The sequence below is a fragment of the Agromyces sp. NPDC058136 genome, from assembly GCF_042884375.1.
GTDB lineage: Bacteria > Actinomycetota > Actinomycetes > Actinomycetales > Microbacteriaceae > Agromyces.
Window position 1 is genome coordinate 181,039 of record NZ_JBHVUA010000003.1, and the last position, 26,462, is coordinate 207,500.

A 26,462-nucleotide genomic window follows, 5' to 3' on the forward strand; every position below is an offset into this window, starting at 1 on the left:
CGGGCGGCGTCGTCGTTCCACCTGGTGAAACCGGTCAGTCGAGCTCGCGCAGCGGCGAGGTCCGCTCACCCCCGGCGTCGCCGGTGTTGACGGTGCCGCGGCGCTCGATGAGCACGGCGTGCACCTCGGCGTCGGCGCGCGGGCAGTGCTCGACGCCCTTCGGCACCACGAAGACGTCGTCGGGGCCGAGCACGACATCGCGGTCGCGCAGTTGGATTGTGAGCTCGCCGCTCAGCACCAGGAACAGCTCGTCGGCGTCGGGGTGGGTGTGCCAGACGAACTCGCCGAGGAGCTTGACCACCTTGACCTCGGTCTCGTCGACGCTCGCCAGCCGGTGCGGCTGCCAGGGCTCGGCGATCGAGTCGAGGGCCGTCTTGAGATTGCGCACGTCTTCGCTCACGGGGTCGAGCCTACGAGGGCGGGTCGGATGCCGCGAGGGGTCGCCCTCCGGGCAGGATGGGCCCATGGCAGAGCAGTTCACCGCGATCGTCGAACCGCACGAGAAGATGCGCGGCCTCGAGGTGCCGCCCGAGGTCGTCGAGGCGCTCGGCGGCGGGGCGCGCCCGAGGGTCGTGGTCACGATCGGCGATCATTCGTGGCACACCCGCATCGCGATCATGCGCGGGCGCGACCTCATCGGGTTCAGCAACGCGAACCGCGCCGCGACCGGCGCGCAGGTCGGCGACGAGGTCGTGATCGACCTCGAGCTCGACACCGCGCCGATCACCGTCGACGAACCGCCCGAGCTCAGCGAGGCCCTCGAGGCCGACCGGGCCGCGCGCGCCGCGTTCGACCGGCTCACTCCGAGTCAGCGACGCCAGCACGTGCGCGTGATCGAGCAGGCGAAGGGCGCCGACACCCGCGTGCGGCGCGTCGAGAAGCTGCTCGCCGAGCTGCGAGGCGCCTGATGCCGAGATCCGCGCGGTGGTAGGAATGGCAGGGTGCCGATCCTTCCGAAAGAACGCGATCCGCGGCTTGTCACGATCCGTCGTGGCGGAACCCTGAGCGACGACGACCACCGGCGGCTCGCCGAGTGGGCGATCGCCTGCGCCGAGCACGTGCTGCCGCTCTTCGAGCGCGCCCGGCGCGACGACCCGCGTCCGCGGGAGGTGCTCGAGGTCGCCCGCGCGTGGGTGCGGGGCGAGGTGCCCATGCGCGAGGCGCACCGCGCGGCGTTCCACGCGAACGCCGCCGGGCGCGACCAGCCGGCCCCGGTGAAATTCGCCGCCCTGTCGGTCGGGCAGGCCGTCGCAGTTGCGCATGTGGCCGAGCACGAGCTCGGTGCCGCGGCGTACGCGATCAGGGCGGCGGCCGCGGCGGCGACCGAGCAGGGCGGGGCGGATGCCGCGGGGCCCGCGCGGCTCGCGGAGCGCGACTGGCAGCGCGCCCAGCTGCCGACCGAGATCCGCGAACTCGTGCTCGAGGACCAGCTGCGTCGGAGTCCGATCTGCTGGCACGTCTTCGATGACTGAACGGCTCGGCCGGGCGTACTTCGGCGTGCAGGCCGTCGCCGGTCTGGCGTGGTGGATCGCAGTGTTCACGGTGCCCTTCGTGCGGGAGGCCACCCTGGGCGGGCTCGACCCGGTGGTCGTCGCCGTGCTCGACCTGCCGCTCTTCGTCGGCGCCTCTGCGATCGCCGCGTGCGGCGTGCGTGCGGCGGCGTTCGTCGCGACGGGGTGGACGTTGATCGTCACCGGGGGTTTGGCGGTGCATGCGACCGTCGCAGGCGAGGCCGGTTGGGGCGTGTTGCTCATGGCGGCGGCGTCCGTGGCATCCGTGGTGGCGCTCTGCCTGATGGCGCTGGGGCGGGTGCCGACCGAGTGGATGCTCGTCGGGCCATTCCGATTCCACCGCGCGGACGCGACGGCGAAGCCGGGCGCGCACCTCGCCGCGACCGCCCTGCAGCTCGTCATCTTCTGGGGACTCCTCCTCGGGGTGGTGCCGGTGGCGATCGCCTGGTTGGAACGGCGATGGGGTCTCGCCGTGCCCGTACCCGACTGGCTGCTGCCGTTCGGCGCCGTCATGTTCGGGCTCGCGAGCGCCCTCGGCATCTGGTCGGCGGTCGCGATGTCGACCCGCGGCGCCGGCACCCCCCTGCCCGCGGCGACCGCGAACCTCCTGGTGATCGCGGGGCCGTATCGACTCGTGCGCAATCCGATGGCGGTGGCGGGCATCACTCAAGGCGTCGCGGTCGGGCTCATGCTCGGTTCGTGGCTGGTCGTCGTGTACGCGGTCGCGGGCGGCCTGTTCTGGAACTTCGTGGTGCGCCCACTCGAGGAATTCGAGTTGGAGGCCCGATTCGGCGACGAGTTCCGCCGGTATCGCGCGGCGGTGCGGTGCTGGGTGCCGAGGTTCGCGGGGGCCGGCAGGCTCGGGACGCCCCGCGCCTGACGTGCTCGTCGCAGTGGGGGTGGATCCTGTGACAGGTGCACGGGGCGGTGCGATTCGCGTGCGGTGCGCTCCCGATTCGGGCGTCATGCATCGAATCGGTTCGATACACTCTTTGGCAACGCAAACATCTGAAGCCCCCGCAGAGACCCGCCGAGAGTTCACATGACCACCTCCCTCACGACCGGCGCCCCTTGGCGTGTCATCCTCGTCTTCGCGACCCCGCTGCTCATCGGGAACATCGTGCAGCAGCTCTACCAGGTCGCCGACGCGGTCGTCGTCGGGCGATACCTCGGCATCGACTCGCTGGCCGCTGTGGGCGCGACCGGCTCGCTGCTGTTCCTGCTGCTCGGGTTCGCATGGGGTGTGACCTCCGGATTCGCCATCCCCACGGCACAGGCGTTCGGCGCGGGCGACCATGACGCCGTGCGCCGTTCGGTGGCGACGGGCACGATGATCACCGCGGTCATGAGCGCAGCGCTCACCGTCGGCGCGCCGTTCCTGGCCGAGCCGACGCTGCGGCTCCTGCAGACCCCTGAAGAGCTCGTCGCCGAGGCGACCGTGTTCACGCAGGTCAGCTTCCTCGGGGCATCCGCCGTGATGTTCTTCAACTACCTCTCTGCGGTGATCCGGGCGCTCGGCGACTCGCGCACCCCCCTCGTCTTCCTCACCGTCGCGTGCGGGCTGAACGTCGGGCTCGTCGTGCTCATGGTGGGTCCGCTCGGCTGGGGCGTGGCCGGCGCCGCCTGGGCGACGGTCGTCGCCCAGGGCGTCTCGGTCGTGCTCTGCCTGGTGTACGTGCGTCGGCGCCTGCCCGTGCTGCGCCTTCGCCGCACCGACTGGCGGGTTTCGGGCGGCGAGGTGCGCGAGCACCTGCGCATCGGCATGGCGATGGGCGTGCAGACCTCGATCATCGCGATCGGCACCCTCACCGTCCAGGTGGCGCTGAACGAGCTCGGCGCCGACGCGGTCGCCGCCTTCACGCTGGGCTCGCGGGTCGAGTCGATCGCGGTCGCCCTGCTCTCCTCGCTGGGCCTGGCCGCCTCGATGTTCGCCGCGCAGAACCTCGGCGGCAAGCGGCCCGACCGGGTCCGTCGCGGCGTCGTGCAGGCGACCTGGATGGCGATCGGCGCCGCCGTGGCGGTCGGCGCCCTGCTCATCCTGTTCGGCGAGCAGCTCGTGCGCCTCTTCGTCGGGGAGGGGTCGGATGCCGTGGTCGAAGCCGCGACCCTCATGCTCTCCATCGACGGCTTCACCTACTCGCTGCTCGGCGTGCTGTTCATCCTGCGTGGGGTGCTGCAAGGCCTCGGCTACACCGTCGTGCCGACGGTGACGGGGGTCATCGAGCTCGTGATGCGGGTCGTGGCCGCCGTCGTGCTGGGCACGATGTTCGGCTTCGTGGGGGTCGTGCTGAGCAACCCGCTCGCCTGGCTGGGGTCGGTCGCACTGCTCGTGCCCGCCTACATCCGCGAGCACCGGCGCCTCGGGCGGCTGCCGGTCGAGCCGCTCGCGCCGACGCCGACCACTCCGATCGCGGTGATCGGGCCGGTCGACGGCTCGATGACGGTCGATGCGGTCGTGACGGGATCGGTGCCGGTGCAGCGGCCCGATGCGGCGGCCCTGTCGATCGAAGACGACCAGGACCCCGACCTCACGCCGAGCGTCGAGCGGGGCTGACGGGCGGCTGACGGGCGGATCGCGGCGCGCTGCCGCACAGCGCCCCGTGGTGGGGATAGCCGCGAGCGGGCAACGAGCGTACCGTCGAGCGCATGACCAAGCTCATCGAGAACCTGGCGGATTCGGTGCCCAGGTGGGGCGCCAAGGTGGCGTACGGCGAGAAGACGACGATCGACGGGCGCGAGTTCGTCCCGGTCGCGCTCGTGGCCTTCGGCTTCGGCGGGGGTGAGGGCTCCGGTGACATGCCGGAGACCGAGAAGACCCCGGGCGGTCGGGGTGAAGGCAGTGGTGGCGGTGGCGGTGGCTACGCCGTGCCGATCGGGGCGTACATCGCCGGACCCGACGGACTGAGGTTCCGCCCCAACACGATCGCGCTCGCGGTGGCCGCGGTGCCGCTCGTGTCGGCGATCGGCGCCGGCCTGGCGATGATCATCGGCGCAAGCCGATTCACCCGCGCCCGCTGAGCGGCAGCTCGACCTGACGCGACGGGTGGCCGGGGCCGGCACGTCGTGCCGGGACATTCGACTGTTCGGTACCTTGCGTCGACTGCTACCATGCATCGCATGCAAGCTGATGCGAGGACGCAGGCGAACCTCCGGAAGGGGGTGCTCGAGGGGTGCGCCCTCGCCGTCATCGGCCACGGGGACATCTACGGGCGCGACCTCGCGAAGCGGCTCTTCGAACTCGGCCTGCTCGCGAGCGAGGGCTCGCTGTATCCGATGCTCGCGCGCCTGCGCGAAGCCGGGCTGGTCGAAACGCAGTGGCGCGAGTCGGCCGTCGGCCCGCCGCGCCGGTACTACCGCCTGACACCGGCGGGCACGGAGGCCGTCGGCGTCTTCGAGGCGGGGTGGCAGGCGCTCGCCGTCTCGGTGGGCCAGGCGCTCGCGCCGCCGCACACGACGACCGACGAGGCATCCGACGAGGCGCTCGACGATGAGCGCGATGAGAGGAACCCGCGATGAGCACCAGGCCCACCGATGTCCGTGTGGAGGCGTACCTCGAGGCGGTCCGCATCGCCGTCGCGGCCGTCGACCCTGCCCGCGCAGCCGACATCACCGCGGAGATCGCCGAGCACCTCGACGACGCCGACGCCGATGCCGCCGAGCGCGGCGAGGCATTCGATGTCGAGCGCGCGATCAGCGAACTCGGCGACCCCGCGGTGATCGCCGCGGCCGTGGAGCCGGTCGACGAGGCACCCGACGCGCTGCCGGTCGCGCCGTCGATCGAGACCTCGGCCGCATCGCCGTGGGTGCGGGTGCTCTCGTCGCGGCCGGTCGTCGTCATCACGCTCCTGGCGACCGCGCTCGGCCTCTTCATCTCGCCGATCGTGGTCGTCATCGCTCTCGTACTGGTCTGGTGCAGCCCGCGCTGGGGTCTCGGCGACAAGATCGTCGCCACTCTCGCCAATCCGCTGTTCATCGTCTTCGCGCTGCCGATGCTGAGCCTCGGGCGGCTCGGTGCGTTCGGCAACTGGTCGCTCGTGTTCTTCGCGGCGCCCGTGGTCGCGGGCTATCTGCTGCTCCGCCTTCGGCGACCCGACGGGCAGCGACGGATGCGGGTGCCACGCGCCGACGTAGGACGCCCGCCGCGCAGCGGCGCACTCGGTTCGTTCGACGGGCGGTTCGCGGGTGTCGTCGCGACCGTGGCGACGCCCGTCGCGCTGCTCGTCGTGACGGTGCCGACGCTCGTCGCCGGCGACTGGCGCGCCCTCCCGGTCACGGCGGGGGTCGCAGGTGCGGTGCTCGCACTCGCGCTCGTCGTCTTCATCGCCTCGACGAGTTGGAGCATCGCCGAACGCGCGATCGGCGCCGTCGCGCTCGTGCTGTTCGGCGTCGTCCTCGCGTTCGTCGTGATCGACGTCACGCGCGCGGTTCCGCTGCTCACCCGTTGCGCCGGCGACGTCTGCCGGACGCTTCCGGCCGAACTGCACGACCCTGCGACGCTCCTCGACCCGGTCGCCCGATGGGTGCTGCCGATCGCGCTGTTCTCTGCCGGCTGGGCCGCGGCGAGATTCGTTGCGCCGGGCGGTGTGAACGCGAAGGCATCCACGCCGAACGCTCGACGGGCGCCCCTCAACGCGGCCGCCCGTTCGCTCGTGGGTGCGGTCGCCGCACCGGCGGTGATTCTGATGAGCGGCGGGAGCCTGACGGGCACGGCGTTCGCCTTCGCCGGGCTGGCGGTGTGGCTCACCGTAGCGGTGCTCGTGCAGCGATCGCCCCGATGGGCGCCGGTCGATCGCTGGCTCACCTCGCTCGCGCTTCCCGTGATCACCTGGTTCGCGCTCGCGTTCTTCGTGGCCGATCCCGAACAGCTGCGAGAGCTCGAACTGGCCGAGGCGGGCGGGGTGTACGACATCGCAGCCGCGCACTCACCGGCGATCGAGGTGGTCCCGATCGTCGCGGTGGTCGCCGGGCTCGTGCAGCTCGCGATCGCCGTGAGGCTCCTCCTCGCTGGTCGGCGCCGACCGCTCGGGTCCCCCGCCGAATAGCGCCCGCCACGTGGCATCCGGTCGGTGACTTGTGCGTCCGGCGCGCCCGGCCTACCATTGCCTCGCGCGATAACCGAATAGCGCGTTCGATTATCGAACTCTCCACGACGATGTGAGGAGCCCAACCGTGCAGTTCCACCACCACGGCTACGTGTCCGGCGATCCCCGGGTGCAGCCCGCAGCGGGTATCGGCCTCGACCGCCCCGAGGAGCTGCCCGACGAGGTCGACGTACTCATCGTCGGCTCGGGCCCCGCCGGCATGCTGCTCGCCGCACAGCTCTCGCAGTACCCCGACGTCGTCACCCGCATCGTCGAACGCCGCGACGGGCGGCTCGTGCTCGGGCAGGCCGACGGCATCCAGCCGCGCAGCGTCGAGACCTTCCAGATGTTCGGCTTCGCCGAGCGCATCACGGCCGAGGCGTACAACATCGGCTACATGAACTTCTGGGGGCCCGACCCCGAGGCGCCGCAGAACATCATCCGGACCTCGCGCACCGAGGACTACGGGTACAAGATCAGCGAGTTCCCGCACCTCATCGTGAACCAGGCGCGCGTGCTCGACTACTTCGCCGAGGCCGCAGCGCACGGGCCGGGGCGCATCGCGCCCGACTACGGCATCGAGTTCCTCGGGCTCACCGTGCACGAAGACGGCAGCGAGGCGGCAGCGTCGGGCTACCCCGTCGAAGTGCGCCTCCGCCACACCGCGGGCGAGCGCACCGGCGAGGAGCGCACCGTGCACGCCAAGTACGTGGCCGGCTGCGACGGCGCCCGCAGCGCCGTGCGCGAGGCCATCGGCCGCAAGCACCTCGGCGGCATCTCGGCGCACGCCTGGGGCGTCATGGACGTGGTCGTCAACACCGACTTCCCCGACTGGCGCACCAAGTGCGCGATCAACTCGGCGGCGGGCAACATCCTGCACATCCCGCGCGAGGGCGGCTACCTCTCGCGCATGTACATCGACCTGGGGGCGGTGGCCGAGGACGACGACCACGAGGTTCGCAAGACCCCCATCGAGGCGATCATCGCGAAGGCGAACGACATCCTCCACCCGTACACGCTCGACGTGCGCGACGTGGCCTGGTTCAGCGTCTACGAGGTCGGGCACCGGGTCACCGATCACTTCGACGACCGTTCGAGCGATGGGGCGGATGCCACGCCGCGGGTGTTCCTCACCGGTGACGCGTGCCACACGCACAGCGCGAAAGCGGGTCAGGGCATGAACGTCTCGATGCAGGACGGCTTCAACCTCGGCTGGAAGCTCGGCTCGGTCGTCTCGGGGCAGGCCCCGGCGTCGCTGCTGTCGACGTACTCGGCCGAACGGCAGCCCGTCGCGCAGCAGCTCATCGACTTCGACCGCGAATGGTCGAGCCTCATGGCGCGAAAGCCCGAGGAGATCAGCGACCCGCAGGAGCTCGCGACCTTCTACCTCGGCACCGCCGAGTTCCCGTCGGGGTTCATGACGACCTACGAACCGTCGATGATCGTCGGGCAGGCCGCGCATCAGGCGCTCGCAACGGGGTTCCCGATCGGCAAGCGCTTCAAGTCGGCGCAGGTCTCGTTCGTCTGCGACGGCAACGTCGTGCACCTCGGCCACCACGCCAAGGCCGACGGCCGCTGGCGCATCTACGCCTTCGCCGACGCACCGGGTGCGGGCGAGGCATCCGCCCTGAGCGACTGGGCCGCGTGGATCGCGAGCTCGCCCAACTCGCCCATCGTGCGCTTCACGCCCGACGGCGCCGATCTCGATGCGGTGTTCGACGTGAAGGCGATCTACCAGCAGCCGCACGACGAGGTCGACGTGACCCGCGCGCCCGAGCTGTTCCGCCCGCAGACCGGGCCGCTCGGCCTCATGGACTGGGAGAAGGTGTTCGCCGCAGGCCCGAGCTACTGGTGCCCGAGCGACATCTTCGAGGAGCGCGGCATCTCGCGCGACGGCGCGGTCGTCGTGGTGCGCCCCGACGGGTACGTCGCGCACGTGCTGCCGCTTCGCGCGACCGCCGAGCTCGGCGAGTTCTTCGCGGGGCAGATGCTCGAGCGCTGAGCCGCGGGCGCCGGGTGCCGAGCTGCACGCTCGGCACCCCGGCGGACCTCAGACCCCTGCGGCCTTGCGGATGTGCGCGGTGATCCGCGCCTCGGTCTCGGGCGTCAGCTTCAGCAGCGCGAACGAGGTGACCCACAGGTCGCCGTCGTCGAGCTGCGCCGCCTCTTCGAACCCGAGCGTCGCGTAACGGGTCGTGAACTTCGACGCGGCCTTGAAGAACAGCACGATCTTGCCGTCGTCGTCGGTGTACGCCGGGAACCCGTACCAGGTCTTCGGGAACAGGTGCGGGGCGACGTCCTTCACGATGCGGTCGATGCCCTCGGCGAGTTCGCGGTCGTCATCCGGCATCTCCGCGATCGCCGCACGCAGCGCCTTCTCGCCCGCCTCGCGGGTCTTGCCGGCCTTCGCCTGCGCCCGGAGTTCGGCGGCGCGCTGCTTGACGGCGGCGCGCTCGTCGGCGGAGAGTCCATCGTTCGTCGTGACAGCCATGTCGTTGCTCCTTCGGTGCGTTCCGTGGTGTTGAGATCTGGGTCCCACGCTACGGGTGCGGGCCGTCGGTGCGCTTCTCGAATCCTGATCGATCGACTGATCGACTGATCGACTGATCGACTGATCGACTGCGTCGAGGCGGCAGGGATTCACCCGCCCGAGGCGCGCTGCAGGTTCGCGGCAGCGGCCTGCAACCGCTCGGCGAGCTCGGCCTCGGGCCGGGGGAACGAGACGTGGATCACCGCGATCGCCGCCGGCGGCTGCCCGGGCAGCGTGAGCGGCACCGCGACCGAACGCAGCGACTCCACGACCTCGTCGTGGCTCACCGTGTACCCGCGGGTGCGGCTCGCGTCGATCTCGGCGCGCAGCGACTCGGGGATGTCGGCGGGCCAGCGCGACTCGGGCAGCCCCAGCAGGATCGCCTTGCCCGGCCCGCCGCGGGTGATCGGGTGCCGGTGGCCGGGGCGGTACGACACGGCCGCGGTGCGGCGCGGAGAGGCGCTCACGAGGGTGACGGCCTCGTCGCCGTCGAGCAGCACGGCGAGGAGGCAGGTCATCCCGAGTTCGTCGGCGACCTCGGCGAGCTCGGGCAGTGCGAGCTGCTGCAGGTCGCGCTGCACCCCGGCGGCGAGGGCTGCGAGCCCCGCGCCGAGCGAGATGCGGCCGGCGGCGTCGCGCGCGGCGAGTCCGTGGTGCTCGAGGGTGCGCAGCAGCCGATACGCGACCGAGCGGTGCACGCCGAGCTCGGCCGCGACCTCGTCGATCGAGAGCGCCCGGTCGGCATCGGCGAGCACTTCGAGAATGCGGATGCCACGGCTCAGCGTCTGCGAGCCGGCGTTCGCCGCCGTGGAGTCTGCCGCCATGCGTCCGATACTAGAACGCCCTGCTCGACTTTCGGATGCTGCGCCGGCGCCCCGCTCCACCCCAGTGCGCCGACTGGGCGGCCGGGGGCGCGCCATGCGAGGCCCCGGCGCCGGTCCCGAAGTTCCGCCTCGCGAAAGAACCGCGAATCCTTCGCGGCGATTCGTCGACATTTCCGCCCTGACCTTCTCGTTCGCGCCCTACGCTGAGGCCAGCACCACCTCGGATCACAGACCCGCAACGATTCCGCATAACGGAACGTAACTTTCGCATGAAGGAAGTTCTGTGCCCCTACAGTGGTGCCGACATGCAGCACCGTCGCCGCAACCGGCTCGCCGGCTCCGCGACGAAGGTGCCGCACGCTGAGAGCGCCGCGCACGGCGGCCGCTTCGACGAAGAAGGAGAGCCGCATGACGCGCATCGGTGTCGTCACCGAGCAGCCGCCCGAGACCAGGGTCGCTGCGACACCCGCGACGGTGAAGCAGTTGATCGCCCTGGGGTACGAAGTCGTGGTCGAGGCCGGTGCGGGTCGCGCATCGTCGTTCGCCGATGACGCGTACCGCGAGGCGGGGGCCACGATCGTCGACGGCGCCGACGCGCTCGCAAGCGGCCTCGTGCTCAAGGTGAACGCCCCCACCGAGGCCGAGATCGCCGGGCTCGCGCCCGGCACGACGATCGTGGGCCTGCTCGCCCCGGCCTTCAAGCCCGAACTGCTCGAAGCGCTCGCCGCGCGCGGCGTGACGGCGCTCGCGATGGACGCGGTTCCGCGCATCTCCCGGGCCCAGTCGATGGACGTGCTGAGCTCGATGGCGAACATCGCCGGCTACCGCGCGGTGGTCGAGGCGGCGCACGAGTTCGGCCGCTTCTTCACCGGGCAGGTCACGGCGGCGGGCAAGGTGCCGCCCGCGAAGGTGCTCGTCGCGGGCGCCGGCGTCGCCGGTCTCGCCGCGATCGGCGCGGCATCCAGCCTCGGCGCCATCGTGCGCGCCACCGACCCGCGCCCCGAGGTCGCGGACCAGGTGAAGTCCATCGGCGGCGAGTACCTCGCGGTCGAGGTGGAGGTCGAGCAGTCGACCGACGGCTACGCGAAGGCGACGAGCGAGGCGTACGACCGCCGGGCCGCCGAGATCTACTCCGAGCAGGCCGCCGACGTCGACCTCATCATCACGACGGCGCTCATCCCGGGCCGCCCGGCGCCGAAGCTCATCACGGCGGCCGACGTCGCGAGCATGAAGTCGGGCAGCGTCATCGTCGACATGGCGGCCGGCATGGGCGGCAACGTCGAGGGCTCGGTCGCGGGCGAGAAGATCGTCACGCCGAACGGCGTCACGATCCTCGGCTACACCGATCTCGCCTCGCGCCTGCCGACGCAGGCCTCGCAGCTGTACGGCACGAACGTCGTGAACCTCGTCAAGCTGCTCACGCCCGGCAAGGACGGCGAGCTCACCCTCGACTTCGACGACATCGTGCAGCGCTCGGTGACGGTGACGCGCGACGGCGCGGTCACCTGGCCGCCGCCGCCGGTCCAGGTCTCCGCCGCGCCCGCGGCATCCGCGAACGCCGCATCGGATGCCGCGCCCGCCCCCGAACCGAAACGGCCCATGTCGGCCGCGAAGAAGGCGGCGCTCGTCGCCGTCGGCATCGCTGCGCTGTTCGCGGTGAACGCGATCGCTCCCGCGCCGCTGCCGCAGCACTTCACGGTGCTCGTGCTCTCGGTCGTCGTCGGCTTCTACGTGATCGGCAAGGTGGCGCACGCGCTGCACACTCCGCTCATGAGCGTGACGAACGCGATCTCGGGCATCATCATCGTCGGCGCGATGGTGCAGATCACGAGCGACGTGCTCGTGGTGCAGATCCTCGCGGCCGTCGCCGTGCTGCTCGCCAGCATCAACATCTTCGGCGGTTTCGCCGTGACCCGACGCATGCTCGCGATGTTCGCGAAGGGTGCGCCCGCCGCCAAGACTGGAGCCGACCGTGGCTGAAACGACCTCGCTGCTCACCCCCGCGTCGATCGCGGGTGCCGCGTACATCGTCGCGGCGCTGCTGTTCATCATGAGCCTCGCGGGGCTCAGCAAGCACGAGACCGCCAAGTCCGGTGTCAGCTACGGCATCGCCGGCATGACGATCGCGCTCATCGCGACCGTCTACGCCACCTTCGCGAGCACCTGGGGCGAACCCGCCACGACGACGGGGCTCATCCTGCTCGTCGCGGCCGTCGCCATCGGCGCCGCGATCGGCCTCTGGCGGGCCCGCCGCGTCGCGATGACCGGCATGCCCGAGCTCATCGCGCTGCTGCACAGCTTCGTCGGCCTCGCCGCCGTGCTCGTCGGCTGGAACGGCGCCCTCGAGGAGACCGGCATGACCGGTGCCCTCCTCGACATCCACCACGCCGAGGTCTTCATCGGCGTGTTCATCGGCGCCGTCACCTTCACGGGCTCGATCGTCGCGTTCCTGAAGCTCTCTGCGCGCATGAAGTCGGCTCCGCTCATGCTGCCGGGCAAGAACGCGCTGAACCTCGGCGCCCTGGTCGCGTTCGTGGTGCTCACCGTCTGGTACGTGATCACCCCCGAGCTGTGGCTCCTCGTCGTGGTGACGGCGCTCGCGCTCGCGCTCGGCTGGCACCTCGTGGCATCCATCGGCGGCGGCGACATGCCGGTCGTCATCTCGATGCTCAACAGTTACTCGGGCTGGGCGGCCGCGGCAGCGGGCTTCCTCCTGAACAACGACCTGCTCATCGTCACCGGCGCGCTCGTCGGCTCCTCGGGTGCGTACCTCTCGTACATCATGTGCAAGGCGATGAACCGCTCGTTCATCTCGGTGATCGCGGGCGGCTTCGGCATCGCAGCGCCCACCTCCTCGGGCGAGGTCGAGGGCGAGACGCGCGAGGTCACCGTCGAGGATGCCGCGGAGCTGCTGCGGGGCGCATCGTCGGTCATCATCACGCCCGGCTACGGCATGGCGGTGGCGCAGGCGCAGTACCCGGTCGCCGAGCTCACGGCGAAGCTGCGCGAGCGCGGCGTCGAGGTGCGCTTCGGCATCCACCCCGTCGCGGGCCGCTTGCCGGGCCACATGAACGTGCTGCTCGCCGAGGCGAAGGTGCCGTACGACATCGTCGAGGAGATGGACGAGATCAACGACGACTTCGGCTCGACCACCGTCGTCCTCGTCATCGGCGCGAACGACACCGTCAACCCGGCCGCCGCCGAAGACCCCGGCAGCCCCATCGCCGGCATGCCCGTGCTCAAGGTGTGGGAGGCGCAGAACGTCATCGTGTTCAAGCGCTCCATGGCCTCGGGCTACGCGGGTGTCGCCAACCCGCTGTTCACCCGCGACAACGCGCAGATGCTGTTCGGCGACGCGAAGCAGCGCGTGGAGGACCTGCTGCGGGTGCTGTAGTGCGACCGGTGGTCGAGGAGCGAGCGACGAAGGAGCACGCGTCTCGAGACCTTGGGACGGGTCTCGAGACGCTCCGCTCCTCGACCACCGGTGCGGCATCCGCTCAGCCCGCTCCCGCGTAGGATGGATCGGTAACCCCCTCCGATGTGAAAGAGGTCGCCGTGGCCACCGCCCGCGATGCATCCCCGGAGCGCCCGCAGTACTGGGTCGTCCCGGTCGTCCGCGGTCTCCTCGCGATCGCCCCGGCGGTCGTCATCACCTTCTCGCCGAACCACTCGCCCGAGCTCGGGCTGCTCGTGTTCGGCATCTGGGCCGTCGTCTCCGGCCTCGTCGTCGGGGCGCTCGGCCTGCGTCTCCTCGGCGGCCGTGGCATCCGATCGCTCTTCGCGATCAACGCCGTCGTCACGGTCGCGGCCGGCCTCCTCGCCCTCTCGGTGCCGGGCGGCCTGCCCTTCCTGCTCTACCTCGTGAGCGTGTGGGCCGCCGTCACCGGCTTCGTCGAGCTCTACGCCGGCCTGCGCTCGCGCGGCCGCACCGCCGCGGCCCGCGACTGGATCGCCGTCGGCGCCTTCACGGCCGTGCTCGCGATCGTGTTCCTGCTCCTTCCGCCCGATGCCGTCACCGCCGTCGGCCTCCTCGGCGGCTATCTCGTGATCCTCGGGGTGTTCCTCGTGATCGGCGGCCTCTCGCTCAAGTGGGCCGCGAACCAGACCGCCGACGGCACCGCCGCGGCAGGAGCGGAGCAGCAGTCGTGACCCAGCCTTCCGGTGAGTACCAGCCGAGCCGGCAAGACAGGCTCCGGCCGGCCGAGTACGTCGGCGGCGCCGCGATCGCCGCGATCTTCGTCGGCGTGATCTGCCTCGTCGCCACCCGCGACTGGACCATCACCCTCATCGGCACCGGCGGCGTCTTCATCATCGTGCTCGTCGTGCTCGCCCTGCTGCAGATGGCGATCAAGCCGAACGCCGAGGAGCAGGCCGAGCTCGGCGAGGGCGGCCCCGACGGCTCCGAGCCCGACGCGCCCCAGGGCCCGACCCGGCACTGAGCGCGGGCGCGCCGCGCAGACAGCGAAGGCCCGCACCGCGAACGGTGCGGGCCCGGTGCGAGCGTTGCGCCGGCCGCCTTACGGCAGCCGGTCGACGAGCTCGTCGGCGATGCCGACGTACGTGGCCGGGGTGAGGGCCAGCAGTCGGGCCTTCGCCTCGTCGCCGATCTCGAGCGCCTCGACGAACGAGGCGAGGTCTTCAGCGCCGACGCGCTTGCCGCGCGTGAGCTCCTTGAGGAGTGCGTACGGGTCGGCGATCGTCGAACGCCCGGCGACGACCTCGGCGCGGATCACCGTCTGGATCGCCTCGCCGAGCACCTCCCAGTTGTGGTCGAGGTCGTCGAGGAGGAGCGCACGGTCGAGGTCGATCTCGCCGAGGCCGCGCTGGATGTTGTCGAGCGCGAGCATCGAGTGGCCGAAGCCGACGCCGATGTTGCGCTGCGCCGAGGAGTCGGTCAGGTCGCGCTGGAGGCGCGAGGTGACGAGCGTCGCGGCGAGCGAGTCGAGCAGCGCGCTCGAGAGTTCGAGGTTCGCCTCGGCGTTCTCGAAGCGGATCGGGTTGACCTTGTGCGGCATCGTCGACGAGCCCGTCGCCCCGGCCGCGGGGATCTGCCGGAAGTAGCCGAGCGAGATGTAGGTCCAGATGTCGGTCGCGAGGTTGTGCAGGACGCGGTTCGCGTGCGAGATCTTGCCGTAGAGCTCGGCCTGCCAGTCGTGCGACTCGATCTGCGTGGTGAGCGGGTTCCAGGTGAGGCCGAGCGACTCCACGAATTCCTGCGACACGGTCGGCCACGAGACATCCGGCGCGGCGACGAGGTGCGCCGAGAACGTGCCCGTCGCGCCCGAGAACTTGCCGAGGTACTCGGTCGCCTCGACCTGCGCGGCGATGCGGCCGAGCCGGTAGACGAAGACCGCGAGCTCCTTGCCCATGGTCGAGGGGGTCGCGGGCTGGCCGTGCGTGCGGCTGAGCATCGCGGCATCGCGGTGCTCGACCGCGAGCGCCTGCAGGGTCGCGATGACCGAGCGGTACTTCGGCAGCCACACCTGCTGCACGGCGTCGCGCACGGTGACCGCGTACGAGAGGTTGTTGATGTCCTCCGAGGTGCACGCGAAGTGGGTGAGCTCGGCGATCGCGTCGAGGCCGAGGTCGGAGAGTCGGCGGCGCACGTAGTACTCGACGGCCTTCACGTCGTGGCGGGTCGTCGCCTCGAGGGTCGCGAGCTCGTCGATGTCGGCCTGGCCGAAGTCGGTGACGACCTGGCGCAGCGCCGACTTCTGGTGGTCGCTCAGCGGGGTCGAGCCGAAGAATCCGCGGTCGGTCTGGGCGATGAGCCACTCGACCTCGACGTGGACGCGCGCCCGGTTGAGGCCCGCCTCGGAGAGGTGCTCGCCGAGCTCGCCGACCGCCGAACGGTACCGGCCGTCGAGGGGGCTGAGCGGCTGGGGAGGCAGCGAAGTCATCGGATTCCTTGTCTGAGAGCGGGTGCGAGTTGGCGGAAGAGCGCCTGGGTCGACCTCTCAATCATCTCAAGTACTCGATCGAACATCGCATCGTCGGAGTAGTAGGGGTCGGGGACGTCCTGCTGCTCCATGAGGGAGGGCTCGAAATCGAGCAGCATGCGCACCTTGTGCTGCTCGGCACCGGCCGCCGCCCAGTTGCGCAGGATCCGCGCCTGACCCCGGTCGAACGCGACGACGAGGTCGAGCTCGGGGAAGTCGCCGGCGTCGAACTGGCGCGCGCGGTGGTGGCTGCCGTCGTACCCCGCCCGGGCGAGCGCTTCGACCGTGCGCTGGTCGGCGGGTTCGCCGACGTGCCAGTCTCCGGTCGCCGCCGATTCGATCGAGAGCGCGCTCGACAGCCCCGCCTCTTCAGCGAGGGAGCGCAGCACGACCTCGGCCATCGGCGACCGGCAGATGTTGCCGGTGCACACGAACGAGACTCTGAAGGGCTGCGCAGCGTCCCCCGCGGGTTCCGCTCGCGTCATGGCTTCCATTGTGGAGGAGAATGCCTCTTTCAGGAATGGGTACGGCGACCAGAAACACGAAAGGTTCGAGAACGATGGCGGATGCTCCGGCGGCCGAGTTGCACGTCGACGCCGAACTGGTGGCGCGGTTGCTCGCGAGCCAGCACCCCGACCTCGCCGGACCCGTCGAGTTCGTCGCGAACGGGTGGGACAACGCGATCTACCGGCTCGGCGCCGCGTACGCCGTGCGTCTTCCGCGTCGCCGAATCGCCGTGCCGCTCATCGAGCACGAACAGCGCTGGCTGCCCGCGCTCGCCGCCCGGCTTCCCGTCGCGGTGCCCGCACCGGTGCGCATCGGCCGTCAGGCGCCCGAGCTCGGCTTCGACGCCCCGTGGAGCATCGTGCCCTGGTTCGACGGGGCGAACGCGGCCACTCGCGCTCCGGTCGAACGGGCGGGTCTCGCGCCCGCGCTCGCCGGTTTCGTCGACGCCCTCCACGCGCCGGCGGCCGCCGGCGCCCCGCGCAATCCGTACCGCGGGGTGCCGCTCGCCGCCCGCGACGACTCGGTGCGCGAGCGTTTCGCGCGCGGGCGACTCGATGCGGCACTCGGCACCCCTGCGGGCGTGCGTCTCCGCGAGATCTGGGACGACGCGCTCGCCGCCCCGGCCTGGGCGGACGCCCCGGTGTGGCTGCACGGCGACCTGCATTCGGGCAACCTCGTGCTCGAGGCATCCGGCGCCCTCAGCGCGGTGATCGACTTCGGCGACCTCACTGCGGGCGACCCGGCGACCGACCTCGCGACCGCCTGGCTGACGTTCGAGGCCGAGGGGCGCGCCGAGTTCGTGCGCGAGATCGAGGCGCGCCGCGCGATCGACGCGGCGACGTGGCGGCGCGCCCGCGGCTGGGCGCTCGTCTGGGGCAGCTCGGTCGTCGACACGGTCGAGGGCGACGGTCCGATCGCCCGGCTGGGCCGGTTCGCGCTCGAGCAGGTGCTCGCGGGTTGAGGCGGTGGTCTCCGCCGCTTCCTTCCCAGTTTCTCCTCACTTCTCCTCTCACTTCTCCTCCACAAACGGGGATGCGCGGCGTTCGCCCCACGCGCGGCTGCTCGATGGCGGAAGGCCCCGTCGGGTTCGGCAGGCTGGCCGGATGGATGCCTCAGACGCGGTCGTCGCGGCCCTCACCGGTCGCGCCGCCACCACCGAACGGATCGACTCCGCCACCGCGGTGCGCGTGCGCCTCTCCGCGCTGCGCACGGACATCGGGCAGACGGCGGCGCTGCTGCCGTCCGACGGGGGCACGTGGCGGTCGGAGGCGGCCGACCGCTACGCCGAGAGCTTGCACGACCTTCGCGCGCTGGTGCTCGCCGGGGTCGAACGGCTCGACGCGGCGTCCGCCGAACTCGATGAGCGGATCCGTCGCATGCAGACGGAGCTCGCGGCGTTCGAGCAGGCCGCGCGCGACGCGGAGGAACGGGCGCGCGCCGACCGCGAGGCGGCCCTCGCCGAGGAGGCGAGGCTCGTGAGCCGTGCCGCAGAGCGTGCGACGGTGGGCGTCCGCAGCGTCGCGGGAGGCCGCTCGTGAGCGACACCATCACGATCTCGGGCGGTGGCTCGACCGCCGTCGCCACCGACGAACTCCTCGGCGACGCGATCCGCCTCGGCGGAGCAGCGAGCGCCCTCGTTGCAGTGCGCGGCCAGGTGGGTGCGCTCGCCGCCGAACTCGATGCGATCGGCGCCGACCGCGGCGGCGGGTGGGCCGAACCCAGACCTGCCGCGATGCTGCACGAACTCGACCGGCACCTGCAGCGCTGCGAATCCGACGGCGACGAGCTGCGGGCCGCGCTCGTCGCGAGCGCCGAACGGTACGGGGCGACGGAGCGGTCGATCGACGGGCTCTGGCAGGCCGGCGGCGGGCTCGCGGCGTTCCTGCTCGGCTCCTTTCTCACCTCTCCGACCGGGCTGGTGGTCGCCGGCACCGCGGCGCTCGGGCTCGGCGCCAACGCGGGGCTGGCGAAGCTCTGGGGTTCGACCCCGCTGAACGACTGGATCGCCGCCAACCGGCATCTGCTCTCCGATCCGAATTTCGTGCGTGCGGTGCGCGTAGCTGTCGACTCGGCCGACGAGTTCGCGCTCGGCGCGTCGCACGTCCCCGGTGCGGGCGCGCTCGCGGCGACGCTCGGGCAGTCGGCCAAGGCGCCCGAGAACGCGTCGATCCTGCTCGCCCTCGCAGCGATCGTCGGCTCGAGGGCGCTCGTCGAGACGCCGGTCACGGTGCGGCGCGCCGAGGGCGCCGATCGCGACGGCGACGGGAGTGCGCCCGCGGGCCACCCGAGTGAGGGCCCCGAACGCACCGTGCAGGCACCGGCGAGCTTCGCCGAGCTCGCGTCGCGCATCCCGGGCGGCGAGGGGCCGCAGATCCGAATCGAGCGCTACGGCGAGGGCGACGACCCGCGGTGGATCGTCTACATCAGCGGCACCGTCGACCCCGCGATCGTCGCCGACCGCGAACCGTTCGACATGACCTCGAACACCACCGGCATCGCCGACGACTCGGTGCTCGACGCCCTCCGCACCGCCGGCGCCGAGTCGGGCGCCGGCGAGCGCGCGGTGCGCGCGGCCATGGCGGCGGCGGGCATCGCCCCGGGCGACCCGGTGTACGCCGCAGGCCACTCGGGCGGCGGCATCATCGTGCACGAGATCGTGCGCGACCCGGCGGTCAACGCGGTCGGCGGGGCGAACTTCGGCGGACCGGGCGACTCGGCCCCGACGCATCCGGGGCGTCCGGTGCTCGACGTCGCCCACGACGAAGACGTGATCCCCGCCGTCGGCGGCTCGGGTCACGCCTCCCCCGAGCGCACGACCGTCACGCGCAGCGTCGCCGACGAGCTGCACCGCTATGGCGGTGCGTTGCCTGCGCATACCCTCGAGAGCTACCGCGAGACGGCGGCGCTCATCGACGAGGCCGAGGCGGCCGAACTCGTGCGACTCCGCGAGCTGCTCGCGTTCACGGGCGGCGGGCAGGGCGCCGTCAGCGAGTGGATCGCGGAACGTGCGCCCGAGGAGCGCGAGCGCGAAGAGTCGGGCGGGTTCTGATCAGTCGCGCGAGGGCCGGACGACGAGCCCGATGAGCCAGCTGATGAGCCCGAGCACGAGTGCGCCGAGCACGCCCCACCAGAAGCTCTCGACCACGAGGCCGAAGCCCATGAGCCCGCTGATCCAGTCGACGAGCAGCAGCAGCAGGCCGTTGACGATGAACGAGATGAGACCGAGCGTGATGACGTAGATCGGGAACGCGACGACCCTGATGAAGGTGCCGACGATCGCGTTCACGAGCCCGAAGATGAGAGCGACCAGGAGGTAGGTGAGCACGGTCGCGACGTCGGTGTCCTCATACGGCACCACACTGACGCCCGACACGATGAGCGTCGTCAGCCAGAGTGCGAACGCGATGACGATGACCTTCACGATGAATCGCATGCACCCACTCTGTCAGACGGGCCCACGAAGGCGAAGGGGTACGGTGGATCGCGTGAACGCACCGGAGTCGCCCCGCGCAGCCGTTCGTCTGCGCCCCGAGATCGCCGCCCTCCCGCCGTATCGACAGGGCCGCCCGGCGCCCGCCGACGGGTTCAAGCTCTCGAGCAACGAGAACCCCTTCGACCCGCTGCCCTCGGTCGCCGCTGCCGTCGCCGCCTCGGCGACGAGCATCAACCGCTACCCCGATGCCACGGCGCTGGCCCTGCGCGAAACGCTCGCCGCCCGCTACGGGGTCACCGCCGACGAGGTGCTCGTCGGGGCAGGCTCGGTGGCGCTGCTCGCCGCGCTCATCCAGGCGGCCGCCGCACCGGGCGACGAGGTCGTCTACTCGTGGCGTTCGTTCGAGGCCTACCCGGGCCTCGTGACCGTGTCGGGTGCGTCGAGCGTGCAGGTGCCGAACCGCGCCGACCACGGGCACGACCTCGATGCGATGGCCGCGGCGATCACCGACCGGACCCGCGTCGTGATCGTCTGCTCGCCGAACAACCCGACCGGCACCGTCGTGACGGCCGCCGAGTTCGAGGCGTTCATGGCGAAGGTGCCGGCCGACCTCCTCGTGCTGCTCGACGAGGCGTACATCGAATTCGTCCGCGATGGGGCGTCCGTCGACGGCGCGACCCTGCTCGGCCGCTACCCGAACCTGGTGGTGCTGCGCACCTTCTCGAAGGCGTACGGGCTCGCGGGCCTGCGCGTCGGCTACGCGATCGGGCCCGAGGCGATCCTCGATGCCGCGCGCGCGACGATCACCCCGTTGAGCGTGACGGCCGCCTCGACCGCGGCGGCGATCGCCTCGCTCGAGCCGGTCGCCGAGGCCGAGCTGCAGTCGCGCGTGCAGGTGATCGCCGAGCGCCGCGACCGCGTGCGGGCGGCGCTCATCGCGCAGGGCTGGCCGATCCCGGTGGCGCAGGGCAACTTCATCTGGCTGCCCTCGGGCGAGGCGACGACCGAGGTCGCCGACCGGCTCTTCGACGCCGGTCTCGTGACGCGGGCGTTCCCGCCGGCCGGCATCCGGGTGTCCATCGGTGAGGAGGAGTCTGTCGATACCCTCCTCCGGATTCTCGGCGAGCTTGTACCGGCTTCACAAGAAGGGCGTCCCGTCTAGCGGGTAGCGTGGAACGGTGGCAGCCCGCGAGAGAGACTTCACCGCGCCGACGGTTCAGCTCCTGACCCCTGAGGGCGAGTTGCGCCCGAGCCCCGAGGCCGAGGAGTATCTGCCGATCGTCGAAGCACTCGACGACGCGATGCTGCAGCGGTTCTACCGCGACATGACGGTCTCGCGGAGGCTCGACACCGCCGGTGCGAACCTGCAGCGCCAGGGCCAGTTGGCGCTCTGGGTGCCGAGCTCGGGCCAGGAGGCCGCGCAGGTCGGGTCGGCGCACGCCGCCCGCCCGCAGGACCACCTGTTCCCCTCGTACCGCGAGCACATCGTCGGCATGATCCGCGGGCTCGACCCGGTGCGCATCCTCGCGCTGCTGCGCGGCGTCACCCTCGGCGGGTGGAACCCCGAGGAGAACGGCAACTTCCACCTCTACACGCTCGTGCTCGCCTCGCAGACGCTGCATGCCACCGGCTACGCGATGGGCCTGCAGTTCGACGGCGCGACGGCGACGGGCGACCCTGAGACGGATGCCGCGGTGCTCGTCTACTACGGCGACGGCTCGACCTCGCAGGGCGACGCGAGCGAAGCGCTCGTCTTCGCCTCGAGCTACGCGGCCCCGCAGGTCTTCTTCGTGCAGAACAACCAGTGGGCCATCTCGGTGCCGGTCTCGCGCCAGTCGCGCAGCCCGCTGTCGCTGCGCGGCGGCGGGTTCGGGATGCCCGGAATCCGCATCGACGGCAATGACGTGCTCGTGAGCTACGCCGCCACCCGCAAGGCCCTCGAAGAGGCTCGCGCGGGCGAGGGGCCGAGCCTCATCGAGGCGCTCACCTACCGCATGGGCGCCCACACCACGGCCGACGACCCCACGAAGTACCGCACCGACGACGAGGTGGCGTACTGGGCCGAGCGCGATCCGATCGCCCGGTACCGCACCTGGCTCGAGAGCCGTGGCGCTTCGGCCGCGTTCTTCGACGAGGTCGACCAGGAGGCATCCGACGTCGCCGCCGATGTGCGCCGCCGCGCACTCGACATCACGGGCCCGACGCGCGAGACGATCTTCGAGCACGTGTACAGCGAGCCGCACCCGCTCATGACCGCGCAGCACGCATGGCTCGACGAGTTCGAGAACTCGTTCGACGGAGACGCCGCATGACCGGCCGGATCGACGAGGAGGTTCGCGTGAGCGACGCACACGACGCGCCCGAGGCATCCGCCCCTGCAGCGGCGCAGCCCGACGACGCCGTGCGCGGCGTGCAGACCCTGTCGATGGCGAAGGCCATCACCGCGGGCCTCCGCGACGCGATGCGCGCCGACGAGAAGGTGCTGCTCATGGGCGAGGACATCGGCCCGCTCGGCGGCGTGTTCCGCGTCACCGAGGGGCTCTCGGCCGAATTCGGCGCGAAGCGGGTGCTCGACACCCCGCTCGCCGAGTCGGGCATCGTCGGCACGGCGATCGGGCTCGCGATGCGCGGCTACCGGCCGGTGTGCGAGATCCAGTTCGACGGCTTCATCTTCCCCGCGTTCGACCAGATCACGACGCAGCTCGCGCGGCAGACCCTGCGCCACGACGGTTCGCTGTCGATGCCGATCGTGATCCGCGTGCCCTACGGCGGGCACATCGGGTCGATCGAGCACCACCAGGAGAGCCCCGAGGCCTACTTCGCGCACACCCCCGGGCTGCGCGTTGTCAGCCCGTCGAACCCGCACGACGCGTACTGGATGATCCGCGAGGCCATCGAGTCGCGCGACCCGGTGCTGTTCTTCGAACCGAAGAGCCGCTACTGGCCGAAGGGCCCCGTCGACCTCGACCACGCCGGCCTTCCGCTGCACGCGAGCCGCGTCGTGCGCCAGGGCACCGACATCACGGTCGTCGGGCACGGCGCGATGGTGTCGACGCTGCTGCAGGCCGCCGACGTCGCCGCGGAGGAGGGCACGAGCATCGAGGTCGTCGACCTCCGCTCCCTCTCCCCCATCGACTACGGCCCCCTGCTCGACTCGGTGCACCGCACCGGCCGGCTCGTCGTCGCCCAGGAGGCGTACGGCAACGTCTCGGTCGGCTCCGAGATCGCCGCGACCGTCGCCGAGCGGGCGTTCTACTCGCTCGAGGCGCCGGTGCTCAGGGTGTCGGCCTTCGACACCCCGTTCCCGCCGGCAGCGCTCGAGACCGAATACCTTCCGAGCCCCGACCGGGTGCTCGAGGCCGTCGACCGGGCACTGGCGTACTGACACCACACGATTCAGACATGCAGCTGACGGCATGACTCGACTGCGAGGGTAAGACTGATGAGCGAGATCCGATTCCCCCTTCCCGATGTCGGCGAGGGCCTCACCGAGGCCGAGATCGTGCAGTGGCGTGTCGCGCCCGGCGATCGCATCGTGCTCGACCAGGTGTTCGTCGAGATCGAAACCGCGAAGTCGCTCGTCGAGCTGCCGAGCGCGTTCGAGGGCGTCGTCTCCGAGCTGCTCGTCGAAGAGGGCAGGACCGTCGACGTCGGCACGCCCATCCTGGTGATCCAGACGGATGCCGCGGGGGCCGCGCCTGCGGCCGGCGCGGGTGGCGGCGGGGTCGCTGCCGCCGTCGCTCCGGCTCCTGCGGCTGCGGCTGCCCCGGCGGCTGAGGAGGGCGGCGGTGCCGTGCTCGTCGGCCACGGCGCATCCGGCCCCGCGGCGACCCGCCGCCGTCGGCACCCCGCCCCCGGCGGCGCGCACGAGAAGCTCGCGACCCCGCCCGCTCCCCCGGTCGTCGCTCCCCCGGCGCCCGCCGCGCCGGTCGCAGCGCCCGCGGTCAGCGGCGCGCCCGTGGCATCCGCCGGTCTCGCAGGTGCGCAGCGCGCCGAATCGCGCGTGCCCGTGATCGCGAAGCCGCCGATCCGAAAGCTCGCGAAGGACCTCGGCGTCGACCTCTCCCGGGTCGCGCCCACCGGGCCGATCGGCGACATCACGCGCGACGACGTGATCCGCGAGGCGAGCCAGGCGAGCGTGTTCCGCAACATCCAGACGCCCGAGGCGCCCGCCGACCGCGAGACCCGCATTCCCGTGAAGGGCGTGCGCAAGGCGATCGCGAACGCGATGGTGCAGAGCGCATACTCGGCGCCGCATGTATCGGTGTTCGTCGACGTCGACGCGACCCGCACGATGGAGTACCTCAAGCGCCTCAAGGCCTCCCCCGACTACGCCGGCATCAAGATCTCGCCGCTGCTCATCATGGCGAAGGCGATGCTGTGGGCGGTGCGCCGCAACCCCACCGTCAACGCGCAGTGGACCGATGACGAGATCATCGTGAAGCACTACGTGAACCTCGGCATCGCCGCGGCGACGCCCCGCGGACTCATCGTGCCGAACGTGAAGAACGCGCAGGACATGTCGATGGTCGAGCTCGCGACCGCGCTCGAGCAGCTCACCCTCACGGCGCGCGAGGGCAAGACGCAGCCCGCCGAGATGCAGAACGGCACCATCACGATCACGAACATCGGCGTGTTCGGCATGGACACCGGCACCCCGATCCTCAACCCGGGCGAGGTCGGCATCGTCGCGCTCGGAACGATCAAGCAGAAGCCGTGGGTCGTCGACGGCGAGGTGCGTCCGCGCTTCGTGACGACCATCGGCGGCTCGTTCGACCACCGCGTCGTCGACGGCGACGTCGTCTCGCGCTTCGTCGCCGACGTCGCCTCGATCATCGAGGAGCCGGCGCTGCTGCTCGAGTAGCGCCCACCGCCGAGCGGCGGTCGTCAGAGGCGGTACTCGTACGTGATCGAGTCGGGGGTGCGGCTCGCCTCGACGAAGCCGGTGCGCTCGAGGGTTCGGCGCGCCGGCAGGTTCGACACCTCGGCGGAGGCGCGCACGATCCGGGCGAGCCCGGTCGATCGGGCGAGGTCGACGGCGGCGATCACGGTGTGCAGCGCGAGGCCCTGGCCGCGCACGGCGGGCACGAGGCCGAAGTCGAACTCGACGGCGCCGTCGGCGTCGGGCGGGCCGAAGAGGTTCACTCCCCCGATGGCGGGGCCGTCTTCGCCGCGGCGCACGAGATAGGGGCCGAAGGGCCGGGGGTCGCCGTTCTGCGCGACCGCGCGCACGTACTCGGCGAGGAGCTCGGGTTCGTCGGTGAAGGCGTACGCCCCCTCCCAACCGTCGTGGGGATCGACCGTGCCGGAGAGCACGCGCTCGGCGTCGGCGACGGTGAATGGGTGCAGCGTGATCGGGGCCGTCGTCGTATCCACGTACTTCACTCTCCCATGCGGCGCCGACACCGCCAAGTGCTGAGCGCAGCATGACGGGGAATGGCGGGTGAACGGTTCTGGTTGGAAGAGGCGGCAGCACCCCACATGGTTTTGACAATCATTATCAATAAGCGTAGGTTCGAAGCATGGACGCCAGCACTCGACCGACCCGCCGCACGCGAACCCTGATCGGCGCCGGTGCCGCCGCGACGGTCGGCGTGCTCGCCCTCGCGGGCTGTGCGGGCCCTGCGGCATCCAGTGAGAGCACCGGGCCGCAGATCGTCGCGACGACGACCCAGGTCGGCGACTTCACCCGCGAACTCCTCGGCGGCGACGCCGAGCTCACGCAGCTCCTCTCACCCGGCCAGAGCGCACACAGCTTCGACCCGTCGGCCGCGCAGCTCCTCGCGCTCAGCAACGCCGACGCACTCGTCGTCAACGGCGGCGGCCTCGAGAGCTGGCTCGACGACGCGATCGACGCCTCGGGCTTCGACGGCGTGCTCATCGACGCGAGCACCGGCATCGAGATGTTCGGCACCGACGACCACGATCACGACGAGGCGGAGGCCACGGAGCACGAGCACGCCGACGAGGCGAGCGATGACGCGGCCGACGACGAGCACGAGCACGCGCACGACGAGGCCGAAGCCGACGACACCGACCATGCTGGTCACGACCACGGCGACGGCAACCCCCATATCTGGACGGACCCCGAGCTCGCCGAGGACATGGTCGAGAACATCGCCGACGGACTCGAGACGGTCGACGGCATCGACACGGTGCAGCTCGAGGCGAACGAGACCGCGTACCTCGCGAAGCTCGACGCGCTCGACGCGTGGATCGAGGAGAACGTCGAGCAGGTTCCGGCCGCCGACCGCCTGCTCGTCACGAACCACGACGCGTTCACCTACTTCGTCGATGCCTACGACGTGACCTTCGTCGGCAGCATCATCCCGAGCTTCGACGACAACGCCGAGCCGAGCGCCGCCGAGATCGACGCGCTCGTCGCGAAGATCGAGGCGACCGGCGTGCAGGCGGTGTTCTCGGAGGCGTCGATCTCGGCGAAGGCAGCCGAGACGATCGCCGCGGAGTCGGGCGTCGCGGTCTACTCGGGTCCTGACGCGCTCTACGGCGACTCGCTTGGCGCGGCCGGCAGCGGGGGCGAGACGTACCTCGGCAGCCAGATCCACAACGCGCGGCTGATCCTCGAATCGTGGGGCGTCACGCCTACCGCGCTTCCCGCGCTGCTGCAAGGATGACT

At 71.4% G+C, this 26,462-nt stretch carries 27 protein-coding genes; 20 read left to right on the top strand and 7 right to left on the bottom strand.

Features of this window, described 5'->3' with window-relative positions:
• Positions 1-34: 34 nt before the first annotated feature.
• Entirely contained in the window at positions 35-400 is a 366-nt protein-coding gene (locus tag ACFVTX_RS10310; RefSeq protein WP_386899713.1) for a cupin domain-containing protein, read from the bottom strand.
• A 64-nt stretch (positions 401-464) separates the two neighbouring features.
• Between ACFVTX_RS10310 and ACFVTX_RS10315 the strand changes: the two genes are divergently transcribed.
• The 8 genes from ACFVTX_RS10315 (at position 465) to ACFVTX_RS10350 (ending at position 8,594) form a co-directional block, all read left to right on the top strand.
• Positions 465-908: a YdeI/OmpD-associated family protein gene (locus ACFVTX_RS10315; protein WP_386899714.1), complete on the top strand. Its 444-nt coding sequence runs from the start codon at positions 465-467 to the stop codon at positions 906-908.
• 33 nt (positions 909-941) lie between these two features.
• Complete coding sequence (locus tag ACFVTX_RS10320; protein ID WP_386899716.1) at positions 942-1,472, top strand: putative immunity protein; 531 nt, start codon at positions 942-944, stop codon at positions 1,470-1,472.
• A complete protein-coding gene (locus ACFVTX_RS10325) occupies positions 1,465-2,391 on the top strand; it encodes a methyltransferase family protein (RefSeq protein WP_386899718.1) in 927 nt (308 codons plus the stop codon). The genes ACFVTX_RS10320 and ACFVTX_RS10325 overlap by 8 nt, the downstream gene beginning before the upstream one ends.
• Before the next feature lie 162 nt (positions 2,392-2,553).
• Positions 2,554-4,065, top strand: coding sequence for an MATE family efflux transporter (locus ACFVTX_RS10330; protein WP_386899720.1), 1,512 nt, complete (start codon positions 2,554-2,556; stop codon positions 4,063-4,065).
• A gap of 92 nt (positions 4,066-4,157) precedes the next feature.
• Complete coding sequence (locus ACFVTX_RS10335) at positions 4,158-4,529, top strand: hypothetical protein (RefSeq protein ID WP_386899722.1); 372 nt, start codon at positions 4,158-4,160, stop codon at positions 4,527-4,529.
• A 99-nt stretch (positions 4,530-4,628) separates the two neighbouring features.
• Positions 4,629-5,027, top strand: a complete 399-nt coding sequence (locus tag ACFVTX_RS10340; RefSeq protein ID WP_386899724.1) for a PadR family transcriptional regulator — start codon at positions 4,629-4,631, stop codon at positions 5,025-5,027.
• Positions 5,024-6,553, top strand: a complete 1,530-nt coding sequence (locus ACFVTX_RS10345) for an HAAS signaling domain-containing protein (protein WP_386899726.1) — start codon at positions 5,024-5,026, stop codon at positions 6,551-6,553. The genes ACFVTX_RS10340 and ACFVTX_RS10345 overlap by 4 nt, the downstream gene beginning before the upstream one ends.
• Before the next feature lie 127 nt (positions 6,554-6,680).
• Positions 6,681-8,594 carry an FAD-binding monooxygenase gene (locus tag ACFVTX_RS10350; RefSeq protein ID WP_386899728.1) on the top strand — a complete coding sequence of 638 codons (1,914 nt, stop codon included), beginning with the start codon at positions 6,681-6,683 and terminating at the stop codon, positions 8,592-8,594.
• A gap of 48 nt (positions 8,595-8,642) precedes the next feature.
• On the opposite strand, the gene ACFVTX_RS10355 is transcribed toward ACFVTX_RS10350, so the two are convergent.
• Complete coding sequence (locus tag ACFVTX_RS10355) at positions 8,643-9,083, bottom strand: hypothetical protein (RefSeq protein ID WP_386899731.1); 441 nt, start codon at positions 9,081-9,083, stop codon at positions 8,643-8,645.
• Between the two features lie 149 nt (positions 9,084-9,232).
• Entirely contained in the window at positions 9,233-9,946 is a 714-nt protein-coding gene (locus ACFVTX_RS10360) for an IclR family transcriptional regulator (RefSeq protein WP_386899733.1), read from the bottom strand.
• A 408-nt stretch (positions 9,947-10,354) separates the two neighbouring features.
• Here ACFVTX_RS10360 and ACFVTX_RS10365 point away from each other — a divergent pair, with 408 nt between their 5' ends.
• From ACFVTX_RS10365 to ACFVTX_RS10380, 4 genes are all read left to right on the top strand, one after another.
• Positions 10,355-11,926 (top strand): Re/Si-specific NAD(P)(+) transhydrogenase subunit alpha, encoded by a 1,572-nt coding sequence (locus ACFVTX_RS10365; RefSeq protein ID WP_386899734.1) that lies wholly within the window; start codon positions 10,355-10,357, stop codon positions 11,924-11,926.
• A 70-nt stretch (positions 11,927-11,996) separates the two neighbouring features.
• The gene (gene pntB, locus ACFVTX_RS10370; protein ID WP_386900386.1) at positions 11,997-13,340 is read left to right on the top strand and encodes a Re/Si-specific NAD(P)(+) transhydrogenase subunit beta; all 1,344 of its coding nucleotides are present in this window, start codon (positions 11,997-11,999) and stop codon (positions 13,338-13,340) included.
• 161 nt (positions 13,341-13,501) lie between these two features.
• Positions 13,502-14,095, top strand: a complete 594-nt coding sequence (locus ACFVTX_RS10375; protein WP_386899735.1) for an HdeD family acid-resistance protein — start codon at positions 13,502-13,504, stop codon at positions 14,093-14,095.
• Entirely contained in the window at positions 14,092-14,385 is a 294-nt protein-coding gene (locus tag ACFVTX_RS10380; protein WP_386899736.1) for an ABC transporter ATP-binding protein, read from the top strand. The genes ACFVTX_RS10375 and ACFVTX_RS10380 overlap by 4 nt, the downstream gene beginning before the upstream one ends.
• Positions 14,386-14,463: 78 nt before the next feature.
• Here ACFVTX_RS10380 and purB read toward each other — a convergent pair whose 3' ends face one another.
• Both purB and ACFVTX_RS10390 read right to left on the bottom strand, forming a co-directional pair.
• Positions 14,464-15,846 (bottom strand): adenylosuccinate lyase, encoded by a 1,383-nt coding sequence (gene purB, locus ACFVTX_RS10385; RefSeq protein ID WP_386899738.1) that lies wholly within the window; start codon positions 15,844-15,846, stop codon positions 14,464-14,466.
• Positions 15,843-16,370, bottom strand: coding sequence for a low molecular weight protein-tyrosine-phosphatase (locus ACFVTX_RS10390; protein ID WP_386899740.1), 528 nt, complete (start codon positions 16,368-16,370; stop codon positions 15,843-15,845). Before ACFVTX_RS10390 ends, purB begins: the two co-directional genes overlap by 4 nt.
• A gap of 74 nt (positions 16,371-16,444) precedes the next feature.
• Between ACFVTX_RS10390 and ACFVTX_RS10395 the strand changes: the two genes are divergently transcribed.
• The 3 genes from ACFVTX_RS10395 to ACFVTX_RS10405 all read left to right on the top strand — a co-directional run bounded on the left by ACFVTX_RS10395 (position 16,445) and on the right by ACFVTX_RS10405 (position 19,441).
• On the top strand, positions 16,445-17,353 hold the full coding sequence (locus ACFVTX_RS10395; protein ID WP_386899742.1) for an aminoglycoside phosphotransferase family protein: 909 nt from the start codon (positions 16,445-16,447) through the stop codon (positions 17,351-17,353).
• A gap of 142 nt (positions 17,354-17,495) precedes the next feature.
• Positions 17,496-17,930 (top strand): hypothetical protein, encoded by a 435-nt coding sequence (locus tag ACFVTX_RS10400; protein WP_386899744.1) that lies wholly within the window; start codon positions 17,496-17,498, stop codon positions 17,928-17,930.
• Positions 17,927-19,441 (top strand): hypothetical protein, encoded by a 1,515-nt coding sequence (locus tag ACFVTX_RS10405; RefSeq protein ID WP_386899746.1) that lies wholly within the window; start codon positions 17,927-17,929, stop codon positions 19,439-19,441. Before ACFVTX_RS10400 ends, ACFVTX_RS10405 begins: the two co-directional genes overlap by 4 nt.
• Here ACFVTX_RS10405 and ACFVTX_RS10410 read toward each other — a convergent pair whose 3' ends face one another.
• A complete protein-coding gene (locus tag ACFVTX_RS10410; RefSeq protein ID WP_386899748.1) occupies positions 19,442-19,825 on the bottom strand; it encodes a phage holin family protein in 384 nt (127 codons plus the stop codon). It lies immediately after the preceding gene.
• Positions 19,826-19,877: 52 nt separating this feature from the next.
• Between ACFVTX_RS10410 and hisC the strand changes: the two genes are divergently transcribed.
• The 4 genes from hisC (at position 19,878) to ACFVTX_RS10430 (ending at position 24,689) form a co-directional block, all read left to right on the top strand.
• Positions 19,878-20,987, top strand: coding sequence for a histidinol-phosphate transaminase (gene hisC, locus ACFVTX_RS10415; protein WP_386899750.1), 1,110 nt, complete (start codon positions 19,878-19,880; stop codon positions 20,985-20,987).
• Positions 20,988-21,003: 16 nt separating this feature from the next.
• Positions 21,004-22,137, top strand: a complete 1,134-nt coding sequence (locus ACFVTX_RS10420; protein ID WP_386899752.1) for a thiamine pyrophosphate-dependent dehydrogenase E1 component subunit alpha — start codon at positions 21,004-21,006, stop codon at positions 22,135-22,137.
• Between the two features lie 113 nt (positions 22,138-22,250).
• Positions 22,251-23,210 carry an alpha-ketoacid dehydrogenase subunit beta gene (locus ACFVTX_RS10425; RefSeq protein WP_386900388.1) on the top strand — a complete coding sequence of 320 codons (960 nt, stop codon included), beginning with the start codon at positions 22,251-22,253 and terminating at the stop codon, positions 23,208-23,210.
• A gap of 57 nt (positions 23,211-23,267) precedes the next feature.
• The gene (locus ACFVTX_RS10430; RefSeq protein WP_386899754.1) at positions 23,268-24,689 is read left to right on the top strand and encodes a dihydrolipoamide acetyltransferase family protein; all 1,422 of its coding nucleotides are present in this window, start codon (positions 23,268-23,270) and stop codon (positions 24,687-24,689) included.
• A 23-nt stretch (positions 24,690-24,712) separates the two neighbouring features.
• Here ACFVTX_RS10430 and ACFVTX_RS10435 read toward each other — a convergent pair whose 3' ends face one another.
• The gene (locus ACFVTX_RS10435) at positions 24,713-25,201 is read right to left on the bottom strand and encodes a GNAT family N-acetyltransferase (protein ID WP_386899756.1); all 489 of its coding nucleotides are present in this window, start codon (positions 25,199-25,201) and stop codon (positions 24,713-24,715) included.
• A gap of 146 nt (positions 25,202-25,347) precedes the next feature.
• On the opposite strand from ACFVTX_RS10435, the gene ACFVTX_RS10440 reads away from it, so the two are divergent.
• Positions 25,348-26,460: a metal ABC transporter substrate-binding protein gene (locus ACFVTX_RS10440; protein ID WP_386899758.1), complete on the top strand. Its 1,113-nt coding sequence runs from the start codon at positions 25,348-25,350 to the stop codon at positions 26,458-26,460.
• Positions 26,461-26,462: the final 2 nt, after the last annotated feature.